Source organism: Rahnella selenatireducens (genome assembly GCF_046449555.1).
GTDB lineage: Bacteria > Pseudomonadota > Gammaproteobacteria > Enterobacterales > Enterobacteriaceae > Rahnella > Rahnella selenatireducens.
In genome coordinates this window covers 212,581-227,591 of record NZ_JBKEZJ010000007.1, presented here as the reverse complement: position 1 = coordinate 227,591, position 15,011 = coordinate 212,581, and the positions used below count along the sequence as shown (strand labels likewise).

The 15,011-nt window shown below is 54.7% G+C and carries 13 protein-coding genes and 1 pseudogene; 10 read left to right on the top strand and 4 right to left on the bottom strand.

Features of this window, described 5'->3' with window-relative positions; all coding sequences use genetic code 11:
* Positions 1–23 precede the first annotated feature (23 nt).
* The 4 genes from ACLBVC_RS13875 (at position 24) to efeB (ending at position 4,958) form a co-directional block, all read left to right on the top strand.
* The gene (locus ACLBVC_RS13875) at positions 24–593 is read left to right on the top strand and encodes a DedA family protein (protein ID WP_410150099.1); all 570 of its coding nucleotides are present in this window, start codon (positions 24–26) and stop codon (positions 591–593) included.
* Between the two features lie 220 nt (positions 594–813).
* Positions 814–2,439 carry an iron uptake transporter permease EfeU gene (gene efeU, locus ACLBVC_RS13870; RefSeq protein ID WP_410150098.1) on the top strand — a complete coding sequence of 542 codons (1,626 nt, stop codon included), beginning with the start codon at positions 814–816 and terminating at the stop codon, positions 2,437–2,439.
* 14 nt (positions 2,440–2,453) lie between these two features.
* Positions 2,454–3,680, top strand: coding sequence for an iron uptake system protein EfeO (gene efeO / locus ACLBVC_RS13865; RefSeq protein WP_410150097.1), 1,227 nt, complete (start codon positions 2,454–2,456; stop codon positions 3,678–3,680).
* A gap of 3 nt (positions 3,681–3,683) precedes the next feature.
* Positions 3,684–4,958 carry an iron uptake transporter deferrochelatase/peroxidase subunit gene (gene efeB / locus ACLBVC_RS13860; RefSeq protein ID WP_410150096.1) on the top strand — a complete coding sequence of 425 codons (1,275 nt, stop codon included), beginning with the start codon at positions 3,684–3,686 and terminating at the stop codon, positions 4,956–4,958.
* 18 nt (positions 4,959–4,976) lie between these two features.
* Here efeB and ACLBVC_RS13855 read toward each other — a convergent pair whose 3' ends face one another.
* On the bottom strand, positions 4,977–5,999 hold the full coding sequence (locus ACLBVC_RS13855; RefSeq protein ID WP_410150095.1) for a LacI family DNA-binding transcriptional regulator: 1,023 nt from the start codon (positions 5,997–5,999) through the stop codon (positions 4,977–4,979).
* 222 nt (positions 6,000–6,221) lie between these two features.
* Here ACLBVC_RS13855 and ACLBVC_RS13850 point away from each other — a divergent pair, with 222 nt between their 5' ends.
* On the top strand, positions 6,222–7,418 hold the full coding sequence (locus tag ACLBVC_RS13850; protein ID WP_410150094.1) for an L-talarate/galactarate dehydratase: 1,197 nt from the start codon (positions 6,222–6,224) through the stop codon (positions 7,416–7,418).
* A gap of 15 nt (positions 7,419–7,433) precedes the next feature.
* Here ACLBVC_RS13850 and ACLBVC_RS13845 read toward each other — a convergent pair whose 3' ends face one another.
* Positions 7,434–8,360 (bottom strand): LysR family transcriptional regulator, encoded by a 927-nt coding sequence (locus ACLBVC_RS13845; protein WP_410150093.1) that lies wholly within the window; start codon positions 8,358–8,360, stop codon positions 7,434–7,436.
* 182 nt (positions 8,361–8,542) lie between these two features.
* On the opposite strand from ACLBVC_RS13845, the gene ACLBVC_RS13840 reads away from it, so the two are divergent.
* The 5 genes and pseudogenes from ACLBVC_RS13840 (at position 8,543) to ACLBVC_RS13820 (ending at position 13,175) form a co-directional block, all read left to right on the top strand.
* Complete coding sequence (locus tag ACLBVC_RS13840; protein ID WP_410150092.1) at positions 8,543–9,292, top strand: glucose 1-dehydrogenase; 750 nt, start codon at positions 8,543–8,545, stop codon at positions 9,290–9,292.
* A gap of 290 nt (positions 9,293–9,582) precedes the next feature.
* Positions 9,583–10,063: pseudogene (locus ACLBVC_RS13835) on the top strand (Hcp family type VI secretion system effector).
* An 11-nt stretch (positions 10,064–10,074) separates the two neighbouring features.
* The gene (locus ACLBVC_RS13830) at positions 10,075–10,797 is read left to right on the top strand and encodes a hypothetical protein (RefSeq protein WP_410150091.1); all 723 of its coding nucleotides are present in this window, start codon (positions 10,075–10,077) and stop codon (positions 10,795–10,797) included.
* A 193-nt stretch (positions 10,798–10,990) separates the two neighbouring features.
* Positions 10,991–11,419 carry a hypothetical protein gene (locus tag ACLBVC_RS13825; protein ID WP_410150090.1) on the top strand — a complete coding sequence of 143 codons (429 nt, stop codon included), beginning with the start codon at positions 10,991–10,993 and terminating at the stop codon, positions 11,417–11,419.
* A 127-nt stretch (positions 11,420–11,546) separates the two neighbouring features.
* Entirely contained in the window at positions 11,547–13,175 is a 1,629-nt protein-coding gene (locus ACLBVC_RS13820; protein ID WP_410150089.1) for a dipeptide ABC transporter ATP-binding protein, read from the top strand.
* Here ACLBVC_RS13820 and ACLBVC_RS13815 read toward each other — a convergent pair.
* The gene (locus ACLBVC_RS13815; protein ID WP_410150088.1) at positions 13,163–14,023 is read right to left on the bottom strand and encodes a sulfurtransferase; all 861 of its coding nucleotides are present in this window, start codon (positions 14,021–14,023) and stop codon (positions 13,163–13,165) included. The genes ACLBVC_RS13820 and ACLBVC_RS13815 overlap by 13 nt on opposite strands.
* A 4-nt stretch (positions 14,024–14,027) precedes the next feature.
* Complete coding sequence (locus ACLBVC_RS13810; protein ID WP_410150087.1) at positions 14,028–15,011, bottom strand: ornithine cyclodeaminase; 984 nt, start codon at positions 15,009–15,011, stop codon at positions 14,028–14,030.

Sequence of the window (15,011 nt, the reverse complement as noted above, 5' to 3'; positions counted from 1 at the left end):
GTCTCTCCGGGAAAAATAACCGCATGTTTGCTCTTGAAACTATTGAATCACTGATTAAAGCGCACGGACTCCTGTTCCTGACGCCACTGGCGATTATCGAAGGCCCCGTGGTGACGGTGCTTGCGGGCTACTTTGTCCGTCTGAATTATTTCAGTTTAGCAACGGTATTCACCATCGTGATGGCAGGTGAAGTGCTTGGCGATATTCTTTTTTATTCGCTCGGGCGCTGGGTTATCGGGCCGGACGGACAACCGCCTGGCTGGCTGGCACGCCTTGGGCTGACGCAGCCCAGACTTGAAAAAATGGTGCGCAGTTTTGAGCATAAAGGCGGGCGGTTGCTGGTGTTAGCAAAGCTGACCCATTCTGCCGGTGCGCTGGTACTGACCGGTGCGGGTATGGCGCGAATGCCACTGGTTCCGTTTTTCTTCTACAACATCCTCGCTGCCATTCCCAAGAGTCTGTTTCTGCTGGCGATCGGCTGGGTATTTGGCGACATCATCGCGCAAGTAAATAACTGGATGCTGTATCTATCAGTGGGGCTGCTTGTCGTGCTGGTCGCCGCCGGTGTGATGTGGTTGAGGCCAAAAGAGTGATGAAGATGCTGAATATCTTCCGTATCGCTACCACCGGTTTGGCCTTTTTATTCTCTATTTATTATTTGGTTACAAATAAAGCACTCTTTACACCCTTTTCTTAATTTCACATCACTCTGTTGCAAATCCTCATACTCCATTTCTTCCTTCCCGTTCGGGCAACTGATATCAATTATCATTAATAATTGATAATGCTTCTTGTTGCCGCGGAGTCAGCCCTTTGTTAGCCACTTTTATTATCGGACTTCGTGAAGGTTTAGAAGCCGCGCTTATCGTCGGGATTATTGCGGCGTTTCTCCGTAAGAATGGCAAAAGTCTGACCGCGATGTGGGTCGGCGTAGTGCTTGCCGTGGTGCTTTCTGTGGTGGTCGGTGTGGCGCTGGATCTGACTGAACGCGCGCTGCCGCAGGCGGGCCAGGAAGGGATGGAATCGGTGATTGGCGGCGTCGCCGTCTTCTTCGTCACCGGTATGATTTTGTGGATGAACACCCACGCCCACAATATGAAGAAAGAGCTGGAAAGCGAGGCCGCGCAGGCGATCAGCCAGTCGGGCGCCTGGGCGCTGGCGAGCATGGCATTTCTTGCCGTGCTTAAAGAAGGTTTTGAAACCAGCGTCTTCCTGCTGGCCACTTTCTCGGTGGCGCAGTCGGCGGCCTGGGCTGCCGCCGGGGCGGTTATCGGCCTTCTGGTGGCGGTATTTATCGGCTGCGGGATTTATTACGGCGGCATCCGCATCAACCTTTCCCGCTTCTTCCGCTTCACCGGCCTGTTCCTGATTTTCGTCGCCGGTGGCCTGATTATTACCTCACTGATGACCGCGCATGAAGCGGGCTGGCTCAACATCGGGCAGCAGCGCGTTGCCGATCTCTCCTGGCTGGTGCCGCCGGGCACGATCCGTTCGGCGCTGATCACCGGCGTTCTGGGTATTCCTGCCGATCCGAACCTGATTGAAACTTTCGGCTGGGTGCTCTACATCGCGATTGTCACGGTGATGATTTACTGGCCCGCAAACTATCGTCCTTCTGCAAAAGTGGCTGCCCGCGCCTTGCTGACGTCCGCCGCCGTGCTGGCGCTGGCGGCCATTTCGCTGTTCCTGTTTTATCCCGCTTTTACGCTTCAGGTGCCGGATACCGCGCCACTGGTCAGCAATGACGCACAAAACGCCGTGGGGCAGTTACAGCTTCTGCCGTTGGCCGGAAACGGTTATCAGTTGAGTGTGAAAACGGCCAGCGGCGGTGCCACCGTGATTAACCTGCCTGCGGAGGCGGCAACGGCGGGCAGCCAGGCCGGAATGCCAGCGGATGAGTGGACGGTTAAAAGTACGTATTCGCCGCCGGGCGCACCCGCGATTCTGGATCTCGATGCGGTGGTGGCGTTGTACGGCAACCGTATTCCGATCGGGCTGGATCCGGCGCAGCATCCGGGGCCGTATCAGGCGGCGTGGACGCTTCACTGCAGCGTTCAGGTTTCCGTGGCGCAGGGCGTTTTGCTGGGGGCCAGCGCGCAGGCCGACGAAGTGATCACGCTTTCGGGCAGCGGCCTGCAATCTCCGCGCACCGTCACGGCGCGCAATCCTACGGCGGCGGCGTCCGACTGTAACTGGCAGGTGAGCGGCGCGTATCAGCAGAGCGTGTCTGATGCGCTGCAACAGATGCAAACTTATCAGGATACTTACCGTTTTTGGGCCGTCATTTTGCCTGTTCTTCTGGCGGTGCTGGCCCTTGTTTTTGTCATCTCTGCATTACGGGTTCTCTTGAAACTCCGCAATGAACGGCTTTCTGTTTTGGGTAAAGACGGCCTGTCATTCGGTTCTCCATTACACACTGGCTTACCAAAAAATAAATAAAGGATAGGAAACTTATGCGCATTAAGACGTTTAAGAAAAAAGAGTCTCTGATGACGGCCGCGGGTCTGACGGCATTGCTGATGTTCTCCGTGGAAGCGCCTGCCAATGCGGCATCGGTGGCTCCGGTGAAAAACGGCGTTTCTGAAGTGAATATCACCATGACCAGCGCCGCAGACGGCACCTGCGTGGTCGACCACGATTCTGCGAAAGCCGGTCCGGTGACGTTTAACGTGGTGAACAAAACCGCGACGGCGATCACCGAATTAGAACTGCTGAGCAACAACCGTATTCTTGGCGAAAAAGAGAACCTCGCGCCGGGGCTGCCAGCGGTGAAATTCACCCTCACGCTCGATGGCGGCAAATACCAAATCTATTGCCCGGGCGCGAAACGTGAACTGATCGACTTCACCGTGACCGGCAAAAGCGCCGCGCAGCCCCAGGGCAGTACCGCCATCATTCTGGCGCAGGGCACCCAAGATTACGCGACTTATGTGAATGGCGTGGTGGACGCGATGGTCGTGGCCGTTAACCGCCTGAAAGCGGATATTGATGCTGGCGACCTGGCGACGGCCAAAGCTGATTACGCCAAAGCGCGTCCGTTCTACGAACGTATCGAATCTGATGTGAACGGCTTTATTCTGCCGGGCTTCAAAGCGACCGATAACGCCGGGAATCTGGATTACCTGATCGACATGCGTGCATCCAATCTGGATCCGAAAGCGGGCTGGCACGGCTTCCACGCCATCGAACGTGACCTGTTCGGTCAGGGCAAAATCACTGCCGAAACCAAACAAACGGCCACCGAATTGCAGCAGAACGTGGTGCGTCTGGACACACTGACCAAAGCGCTGACTTACAAGCCTGAAGATCTGGCTAACGGCGCCGCCGACCTGCTGGAAGAAGTGCAAAACACTAAAATCAACGGGGAGGAAGAGGCATTCAGCCACTTCGATCTGGTGGATTTCGCCGGTAACGTCGAAGGCGCGCAGCAAGCATTTGCTTATCTGCAACCGGGTCTGGAAAAAATTGATCCTGAACTGACTAAACAGGTTGCTGCGCAGTTCGCTGCCGTTCACGACATGCTGGAAACCTACCGCGACTCAAAAGTCCCGGGCGGATATAAATACTACACGGCTGAACTGAAAGCGTCTGATGCCGCCAAACTGAGCCGTACTATTCAGGCGTTGCAGGAACCTCTGTCTAAAATCGCTGAGAAAGTGGCGGCGAATAAAGGAGCCTGATCAATGAGCGACAAACTCAGTCCGGCCAGGGAGGCCGGTAAGTTTTCCCGTCGTGAATTGCTGAAAGGCGCAGTGGCGGGCGCTGGTGCTCTGGCTATTCCAACGGTCAGCTATGCGCATGGTCAGGCCACGGCCGCCCGCGACCCGGAAGATAAAATTGACCTTTCCCGTCAGTATTCTTTTTACGGTCACGAAGGTCAGGTGGGGATCAGCACGCCGCCGCAGCGCCATATCATGTTTATGACGTTTGATCTGACGACCACCACGCGGCAGGACTTGCAGGTTCTGCTGGCGCGCTGGTCGTCGGCGATTGCGCAGTTGATGAAAGGCGGCACCATCGGACAGGTTGAACCTGCCCGTGACAGCGGCGTCGGGATGGATACCGGTGAAGCGATGGACCTCGGCCCGGCGTCGCTGACGGTGACCGTCGGTCTGGGGCCGCGCGTCTTCACGGACACATTCGGGCTGACGCAGCACAAACCGGTGCTGATGCGTAACCTGATGCAGTTGCCGAGTGACGACATGCAGGCGGAACTGACCGGCGGTGACTTGTCATTGCAGGCCTGTGCGGACGATCCGCAGGTGGCGTATCACGCCATCCGAGATCTGGCGCGTATCGCCAAAAGCACCGGCGCAGCCCAAACCCGCTGGACAGTCATGGGCTTTGGTCGTGCGTCCGCCGGAAAAGGGCAGTCCACGCCGCGCAATCTGTTCGGCTTTAAGGACGGCACGCGCAACATCACCGAGAAAGCTGATTTCGATAAATATGTCTGGATCAAAGACGGGGGGCCCGCGTGGCAGCAAAACGGCAGTTATCAGGTCGTGCGTAAAATCAAAATTCACATTGAAAGCTGGGACACCGACCGCGTCAGTGATCAGAACAATGTGTTCGGACGCCACAAAGTTTCCGGCGCGCCGTTAACCGGTACAAAGGAATTTGATACGCCTGATTTTAAGAAGAAAGATGCTGACGGAAACCTGATCATTCCGGCGACCGCGCACATCAGTCTGGCGTCGCATGAAAATAATCAGGGCATTAAAATCTTACGCCGCTCTTACAACTATACGGACGGTCTGAACAACATGGCGCAGCTGGATGCCGGCCTGTTGTTTATCAGTTATCAGAAAGACCCCGCCCAGTTTGAAGCGCTGCAAACCCGCCTCGGTTCTTCCGATGCGCTGAACGAATACATTTCCCACATCGGTTCGGGGATATTCTTTGTGCCGCCAGCGCCAAAAGAAGGGTCGTATATCGGCGCGGAAATGTTCGAAGCCTGAAAATTTGCCTCAACGGTTTTACGCTGAGCCTCTTTCAATCAGCGTAAAACCGATATCCACCACGCTTTCTGCCACCGGCAATTCTTCAATTTTATCTGCCAGCAACGTGGCGGCCTGCTGTCCGATTTTCCAGCGATCGATTTTCACCGTCGTCAGCGGTGGCAAGGTGCATTGCGCAAAGTCCAGATCGCCAAACCCTATCACTGCAACATCCTCAGGAACCCGCAATCCGCGGCTTTGCGCCTCAAAAATGGCACCCTGCGCCAGCGTATCGGAGCTGCAAATAATCGCACCGTACTGTTCGCCGCTGTCCAGAAGTTGCGCCATCGCCTCGCGCCCGCGCGCAATGGTCGCGGGTAACGGCACGTGACTGTCGGTAAACGTCAGACCTTCATGCGTGGCGAACACATCCAGAATGCCTTTATGACGAAGCGCGGCGCGCTGGTCGGGCGTCCAGATCAGCCCGAAGCGCTGATGCCCTTTACCGAGCATGAAGCGGGCGAGGGCATTGCCGATTTTCTCGTGCGAAAAGCCGATCAGCATGTCGAGCGGTGTCGGCGTCAGATCCCAGATTTCCACCACCGGAATGGCGGCATTCAGCACGCATTTTTTCAGCTCGCTGCTGTGGTGGATCCCGGTCAGCACAATGCCGTCCGGCCTGCGGGAAAGCAGCGTCGAGACAATATCTGCTTCCTTTTCCGGGCTGTAGCCCGACACGCACAGCAGCATGTGGTAATTACGCCGCGCCAGCTCGTCGCTGATGGCCTGAATGGTATCGATAAACATGCTGTTGTTGATTTGCGGCACCACCACGGCAATCAGTTTGCTGCGCCGCGACGCCAGCCCGCCTGCCAGCATATTGGGAATATAGCCGGTCAGCAGCACCGCCTCTTTCACTTTAGCGACCGTTTTCGGGCGCACGATATCCGGCGTATTCAGCGCGCGGCTCACGGTGATCGGCGAAAGCCCTGCCGCGCGGGCGACATCTTCCAGCGTCGGCGGCCGCGTGGGACTTTTTTTAGCGTCAGAAGCGTTTTTCACAGGCGGAACCTTTCATCAATGATTGCGATATCATTACGCGTAAACAGCAGGGGAGCAGTATCGCAGGGATTAAAATACAAATCATGCTTAGTGCCAGAAATACCGCCATTTTTGTGAGCGGAAACAAATTTATCTGCCTTATTTATAGCCAGCGTTAACGAGCGGGTGTATCAATGATTGCGCAATCATTTTAAATATTATCTTAACGTGGAGGTTTAGCAGATGGTTTCCGGAACAAATTCTCAGGCAGTGACTTACGCAAAAGCGACAGACACAAAAACGGCGGCAGAAACCGGTGACAGAATTGCGTGGGTGAAAATCTCGCTGTCCATCTTGCCGCTGGCGACGCCCGTCAGTGACGCAAAAGTGCTGACCGGGCGGCAAAAACCGCTGACAGAAGTGGCGATTATTTTCGCCGAAATCCGCACGCGTGACGGCTTTGAAGGCGTCGGGTTCAGCTATTCCAAACGGGCTGGCGGGCAGGGGATTTATGCTCACGCGAAAGAAATCGCCGACAATCTGCTGGGTGAAGATCCAAACGATATCGACAAGATTTATACCAAACTGCTGTGGGCGGGCGCATCGGTGGGCCGAAGCGGCATGGCCGTTCAGGCGATTTCGCCGATCGACATCGCGCTGTGGGATCTCAAGTCCAAACGCGCCGGACTGCCGCTGGCGAAACTGCTCGGCGCACACCGCGATTCCGTGCAGTGCTACAACACCTCCGGCGGTTTCCTGCATACGCCGCTGGAGCAGGTCATCAAAAATGTCGCGATTTCCCGCGAAAGCGGCATCGGTGGCATCAAGATAAAAGTCGGCCAGCCGGATACCCGCGAAGACATTCGCCGTCTGACCGCCGTGCGTCAGGAACTGGGCGATGATTTCCCGCTGATGGTCGATGCCAACCAACAATGGGATCGCGAAACCGCCATCCGCATGGGCCGGAAAATGGAAGCATTTAATCTGGTATGGATTGAAGAACCGCTGGATGCTTATGACGTGGAAGGCCACGCTGCGCTGGCCGCCGCGCTCGATACGCCGATCGCGACCGGAGAAATGCTGACCAGCTACCGCGAGCATGAACAGCTGATCCTCGGCAATGCCAGCGATTATGTGCAGCCGGATGCGCCACGCGTGGGCGGCATCACGCCGTTTCTAAAAATTATGGATCTGGCCGCGCGGCACGGTAAAAAACTGGCCCCGCATTTTGCGATGGAAGTGCATCTGCATCTTTCCGCCGCGTATCCGCTGGAACCCTGGCTCGAGCATTTCGAGTGGCTGAACCCGCTCTTTAATGAACAGCTGGAACTGCGCGACGGGCGGATGTGGCTGTCAGACCGGCCGGGGCTGGGTTTCACGCTGAGCGAACAGGCACGCAAATGGACGCAGCGGGAGTGTGAATTTGGAAAACGGCCGTAACGGCAAACCCTTTTTTCAACTCTGTATTGATCGCAGCTGACCGCTGACTTTTTGTGGAAAAGTTTCCACCAGCCAGTCGATAAACACGCGAAGACGATGCGGAACGTGGCGGTTTTGCGGATAGACCGCATGGAACGGATAGGGCGCAGGCCGCCACTCTTTCAGGATTTCCACCAGCGTTCCGCGTTGCAGCATGTCGCAAATGGAATAGCTGAACGTCTGAATAATCCCCAGACCGGCCATTCCGGCCGCCAGATGTGCGTTGCTTTCATTCACGCCAATACGGTGATCGACCTTAATTTCCGTTTTCCCGCCATCGCGTTCAAAACGAAACGGAAAAGCCCGGCCATTCTGCGGTGAAAGATAACTCACCAGCCGGTGACCGTTTTTCAGTTCATCGGGATAAGCCGGTGTGCCAAAGGCTTTAAGATAAGCCGGTGTCGCGCAGGTGATAAGCGTCGCATGGCCAATATTGCGGGCGATCAGCGAAGAGTTGTCCAGCGGCCCGCCGCGTATCACGCAGTCCACATTGTCACTGATGAGATCAACCGGACGGTCAGAAACGCCCAGATCCAGACGGATTTCGGGATAAAGCGCCATAAAATCAGCCAGTGCCGGGATCAGCACATCGCGCGCCGTCGAACCGCCGACGTCAATGCGCAACAGCCCGCGTGGCTTGCTGCGCACGGCATTAAACGACGTATCGACATCTTCCAGATCGCGCAGGATACGCGCCGTTTTCTCATAATATTCGCTGCCTTCCGGCGTCACCGTCACGCGCCGCGTGGTGCGCTGCAACAACCGCACGCCGAGATGCGCCTCCAGTTCCTGCACCATTTTGCTCAGCGTCGCATTGGGCATATCCAGAGAATCCGCCGCACGGGTGAAATTCCCCGCCTCAACCACCCGGGCAAACGCCCGTATTGCCGTTAACTGATCCACACGCTTTTCCCGCCGGTTATCCGATGCTTTGATTATACACGTACAGGAATAGTCATTTTCATTTTTCACTATTTTTCAATAAACCGTCAGGCGCTAAATTACAGCCATGCCTGAGGCGGCAGACAACGGTCACCTCCCTCTGGCAACTTTACTTAACCTGATCTGACTTTGAGGAATGAAAAATGACAACTCCACTGAAGGGTAAAATTGCACTGGTCACCGGCGGGACAAGCGGCATCGGTCTGGGTACAGCGAAAGAGCTGGCGGAACAGGGCGCGCAGGTCTTTATCACCGGTCGCCGTCAGGCAGAACTGGACGCCGCCGTCGCTGAAATTGGCGCGGCGGCAACGGGTATCCGCGCCGACGCTTCCGTTCTGGCCGACCTTGATGCGGTTTATGCACAAATCGCCAAAACCGCAGGGCGCCTGGACATTCTCTTCGCTAACGCCGGTGGCGGCGATATGCAACCGTTGGGCAGCATCACCGAAGAACACTTTGACCGTATTTTTGGCACCAACGTCCGCGGCGTATTGTTCACGGTTCAGAAAGCTTTACCGCTGCTGGCCGATGGCGCATCGATCATTCTGACCGGCTCCACCACTTCAGTGCTGGGCACGGCGAGTTTCAGCGTATATAGCGCCAGTAAAGCCGCCGTGCGTAACTTTGCCCGCTCATGGGCGCTGGATTTGAAAGACCGCGGCATCCGCGTCAACGTCGTCAGCCCGGGCCCGATCCGCACCCCGGGCTTAGGCGATCTGGTTCCGGAAGAACACCGTCAGGGCCTGTTCGATGCACTGGCCGCACAAGTCCCGTTAGGTCGTCTGGGTGAACCGAAAGAAATCGGCAAAACCGTCGCATTCCTGGCCTCCGATGCCGCCAGTTTTATCAACGGTGTCGAACTCTTCGTCGACGGCGGAATGGCACAGGTCTGAGTATTAAAATAATAGTGAAAATAAACCGGCAGAATAGTGCCGGTTTTTTGTGTCTTGATTTCTGGCACTTCGGCTATCTGCTTATCTGTTTAATAATGTGCATAACGTCTCATATTAAGTTTAATTTTTAAGAAGATGACTAACTTCTTAAATTAAGATTTCCTGTAACAAAGGGGTCTCTCTTGGTAATTATGCTGTGGATGAATTGTTCCTATATTTATATTGAAATACAGCATTTGTTTGGAAGGTTTTATTCAGCTATAACCTCGTAAATTCACAGGAGGTGTTAAATGGCTAATCAAATCTACATGACGCTGAACGGAGAGAAACAAGGCCTGATTTCTCAGGGGTGCGGAACCTATGACTCCATGGGAAATAAATATCAGGCACTGCATCGTGATCAAATATTTTTACTCGCACTTTCACACAGCACGCATCGTGACCAAAACGTGTGTCATCAACCTCTATCAGTAACCAAAGTTATCGATAAATCGTCGCCCCTGCTGGGCGTTGTCATCGCCAATAATGAAAAAATTACAGTGTAATTTAGACATTATGCGAATCGATACGACAGGTATGCTATCAAAGTATTATTCAATCGAATTATGTGACGCTTATCTCATTGATGATTCCGTTAATTTCCCCCACTCGATAGACCACAGCGAAGCACAACCGGAAGAAAATATGATTTTTACGTTTAAAAGCATCACATGGCATCATCTTCAGGCGGGAACGTCGGGTTACAGCTTCTGGCAAGATATTGTGATGTAAAGGAGAAGGGAATGAGCAAACGCAGTGATATAAAAGATGGAACCAGTTCGTCTGGGGAAAAAAGTGGAATCATCTATACCCGGGTTTTGGGCTGGGTCGATCTCGGCCATGCTGGCGGGGAGGATTGCCGGAGGCTTAAAGCCATTTTGTTCGAAGAAAAAAACAGAAAATTCTTTCCTGAGTTTAATGAATGGTACTTTCCGGTAGATTACTTTCAGGATTTTGCCTTGAACTTTAAGATCAATAACATCACGAGGCAAACTGCTGTCGGGATTAATACGCCTTTGATGGTGCGTTCCTGCCTGAGCTGGGAGGTCAAAAAAAGAATCGCACTGACCATCATGATGAAAACAGCCTACCGGCTTGAAGTACTGGAGCAATCTCGCGCCTTTTCCTGGTATACAGACAGCGGATTTAGCGGTGGAGATCTGGTTTCGGATTTAGTCGGTTTTTACCGGATATTTGGTAACGGTGGAGATCCGGTCGTTCTTGCCTATCCCACAACCAAAGAATATGCCTTACGTATTTGGGGTTGCTACGGGCCAATAGGAAGCTATAAGAATAAAGAGTTCCGGCCATTGCTGTTCCCCCAGCCTTCACCGTTGAGGAAATTTTTGCCGAGAAAAGGCTATCTTCCCTCCTGGCTGAATTACATTAAACCACTCACTGACCTTTCCGATAATTATATATATAACAGAGTTAATGACGGGCCATTTGAAACATTATTTGAATAGAGAGACAGAATGAATCATGAGGTTTATTTTTCTACCCGGAATAAAGGTTGGGATTTTACTGATGGGTTAAAAAATAATCGCAAACCTCCGATGATTGATTTATGGCCACATGCGCCTGTTGTGCCCGATTATTTCCAGATCAGAGACTGGAAAACGAAGCACGCTGTTTTTAATTAATAAAAGGATTGCGGTAATGTTGAGTACGATAAGGTTTTGTCTGAAGTCCATTCTTGCGATAATTATTCTGATAGTTATCACAGTGATGCTTTTTGCCTTTTACTTATATTTCATGCTCATCTATACGCTTGACGGGAAGGATTATAAGAGATCAAATGTCTTTGATTATTATCTTTTAACCCCAAAGCTATTCAGGGATGCCCCCGATATCTCTAAGAATATTTTGTATTACACACGGGCTGACGATAATTATGGCTTTACACAAGAGCGGGTCACATGGGAAAACGTGGGGGACATCATGGTAGCGAAGAAAAAGGTTGAAAATTTTCTGTCAGAAAATGGCATCAAAAACGGAGAACTAAACAGCATGGGAGAAACATATTCAATCGTTCTGGAGGATGATGATATCACCCTGGTATTGATCACTTGCACCCGGTACTGTTGAGTCAGATCTTTACCAACCAAACCGTTATAACCTCGCACAAAACCATCTAACCCGCTGACTGCATGCGGGTTGCCACTTAAAGATATACGATATATTCTCTGAGTTCATTTTTTCGCCGGATTCGCCCATGACAACCGCCAGACCGCTCCTTGATGTCCGCTCTCTTACCATTCATACCGCCGCCGGTTTGCCACTGGTTAAGCCTGTTTCGTTGCAGGTAAACCGCCGTGAAATTGTGGCGCTGGTTGGTGAGTCCGGTTCGGGGAAAACCCTGAGTTCGCTGGCGCTGATGGGGTTGTTGCCGTCCGGCGTGAGTATGACCGGCGGAGAAATCTGGCTCGATGATCAGAGAATTGCCAGCCCGCAGATGCCTTTTGACGCCCCGGTGCGTGGGAAACGGCTTGCGATGATTTTTCAGGAACCGATGACCAGCATGAATCCGGTGCTGAAAGTTGGGGAGCAGATTGCCGAGGTTTTGGTTCGCCATCAGCAGCTGAGCTGGAAACAGGCGCACCGCGAAGCGGTGGCATTGCTCGATCGCGTCGGGATTGTGAATCCGGAACAACGGGCGAAGCAGTATATTCATCAGCTCTCCGGCGGGATGCGTCAGCGGGTGATGATCGCCAGCGCCATCAGCTGTAAACCGGCGTTGCTGATTGCCGATGAGCCGACGACAGCGCTGGACGTCACCATTCAGGCACAAATTCTGACGTTGTTGCAGCAACTGCAACAGGAAATGGACATGGGCATTTTGCTGATTACGCATGACCTGAGCGTGGTGGCACGCTACGCCGACCGCGCTTACGTGATGCATCAGGGAAATCTGGTTGAGCAGGGGCCAGTGGCGCAGCTGCTGACGCATCCGCAGGAGCCGTATACCCGCAAACTGATTGGCGCGTCGCAGCCGGAACCGCGTGAAAAGACCTGTGAAATCAGCGCGGATTCGCCGCTGGTGCGTTTACGCGGGCTGACCAAAAGTTATCCGCAGGCGCAACGTCTTCCCTTTGTTCCGGCAAAGCGCCAGACGGTGCTTTTCCCGACCACGATGGATATACGCCGGGGGGAAATTCTCGGGCTGATTGGTGAATCAGGTTCCGGCAAAACCACGCTCGGGCGCGCCATTATGGGTCTGACGGACACCGACAGCGGCGATATCGAATTTGACGGCGTGTCGCTGACACTGGCCAGCCACGGAACGCGGCAGAAAATGCGCCGCCGTGCGCAGATTATCTTTCAGGATCCTTACGCCAGTCTGAATCCTAGAATCCCCATCGGCGAACAAATTGCCGAGCCACTTCGCGTGTATAAGCTGCAGCCTGCGGAGCAAATTCAGGCGCGTGTGGAAGAATTACTCAAACTCGTCGGGCTGGAAGCGCATCACGCCAACCGTCTGCCCGCCGCGTTTTCCGGGGGGCAGCGTCAGCGTGTGGCAATTGCCCGCGCGCTGGCGCTGGAACCCGAATTACTGGTGGCGGATGAAGCCGTTTCGGCGCTGGATCTTTCGGTGCGCGGGCAGATTCTGACGCTGTTGGATCAGTTGCGCCAGCAGCTCGGGCTGACCGTGCTGTTTATCAGTCACGATCTGGCAGCGGTGAAACAGGTGTGCGATCGCGTGGTAGTGCTGTATCACGGGAAAATCGTGGAAAGCGGCGATACGGCGCGGGTTCTGCGTGCGCCGCAACATCCTTATACGCAAACCTTACTGGCCGCCGCGCCCGATATCACGCGGGCGTTGCAACTGCGTCAGGCGGGTTGAAAGCCGGTCAACAGTGGCAGTTCGCGGTGTTCTGCCCATTCATGCCACGAGCCGACATACACCGCCAGCTGGCGATAGCCGGCCCGCTGAAGCGCGATCAAAACCGTGGCCGCCCGCGCACCGCGATGACAATAAATGATCGTCCGCTGGTCAGGCGATAAACCCGCGGCGTCTGCCCGCTGGCGAATTTCCTCTGCGCTGAGAAATGCGCCGTTTTGCACCACATCTTCCCAAAACAGCAACTTCGCACCGGGTATTCTGCCCGCACGCTGACAGCATTCATGCGCAAATTCGCCGCTGAATTCTGTCGGACGGCGTGCATCCAGAATTTGCGCGCCCGTGGTCTGCGCGCTCAGCACGTCATCGCGGGTGGCGGTCAGGTCTTTCCGGAAAACGGAAGGGGTTAATGTATCCGGATTGTCTACGCTGATGACTGCCCGGCGACCGGAACCAGGCTGTAATTGGCCGCCTGCCTGCGTCCAGGCTTCCAGTCCGCCATCCAGAATCAGCGCATTATCAATGCCACCGAACTGCGCAAACCATGCGCCGCGCGGGGAACGCATGCCGACCTGTTGTTCGAAGAATACCGGCGTGACGTTGTCACTGATAGCCAGTTGTTGCCATGCCCGGTGAAACGCATTCGCCATCCCCGTAATGCCTGCAAAGGTGCTGTCGGGAATAAAATAATCGTACACGTTGAGGTGAAGTGCGTCGGGCACTGTTTCGGTTTGCCACTGCGAAAATTCACGGACGTCAATCAGGGCAAATGCCTGCCCGAGTTGGCGGCGCGACAGCAACTCTGCGGCGCTGATCAGCAGTTTTTTTTCTATTACATTGTGAGCAGCCAAATTTTTACTCCGGGAAAAGCGTTAAAAACGTGCCCGTTCCGCGTTCGGCGGCGAGTTTTAAAACGCGGGAAGCGAGGGCAATATCAAAAACGTTGAGGCCGAAAGAGGAGAAATACACACTGTCGTCAGCCGCCGGTCGCCAGCCATCGAGCAGCAGATTGCCTAAATCGGCGTCGACGTGTTCGGGCAGAAACTTTCCGGCGCGGTACATCTGGAACAGACTTTTGGCGCTGGTTTCACAGAAATCTCCCCATAAATCAACCAGCACGCGCGTCGAGCGGTTAATCGCTGCAAAGGACACTTCGTGATAGCCAACCTGAATGACCAGACGACCGGCGCGGATCGTTTCCGGCCCGAGCAGCGGTTTGGCGGCGCTGGTGCAGGTGAGCACGGCGTCAGCGTCCTGCGCCAGCGCATTGTGAAGATCGGGAATCCGAATCAGCGGCCAGGGAAATCGCGCGGTATCCACCGGCAATGCAATGGCACTGCGATCCCACCAGCTGACCTGGCGCAGATCGGGGAAAAGCTGGCGAAGCATGTCGAGATGCGCCATCGCCTGAACGCCCGCACCGAGCAGTAACACGCGCTGAACGGGACGCGGCGCGGCATGGCGCAGCGCAAGGGCCGTCACCGCAGCGGTGCGCGTGGCGGTCAGCGCGCCGCTCTCCACCAGCCCCAGCGGCTGGCCGCTATCGGCGCGGTTAATCAGCGTCAGCGCCATCGCCTGCGGGAACTGGTCCTGAGCATCCGGGCGATGTGCGGTCCATTTCACCCCGGCGGCGTTAAACCGCCCGCCCACGCTGGCGGGCAACGCATAGGCTTTGCCGCGCGGCGTGCCTAAACTGACGTGGGTCTCCGCCGGCATCTGCGCCGCATTCTGACGCATCAACGTGACAACGTCACAGATATCATCCAGCGCGGCCTGCGGATCGGTGCCGCCGAGTGCCACGATATCTGCGCGGTTCAGGATGCGAAAACCCGGTGTCAT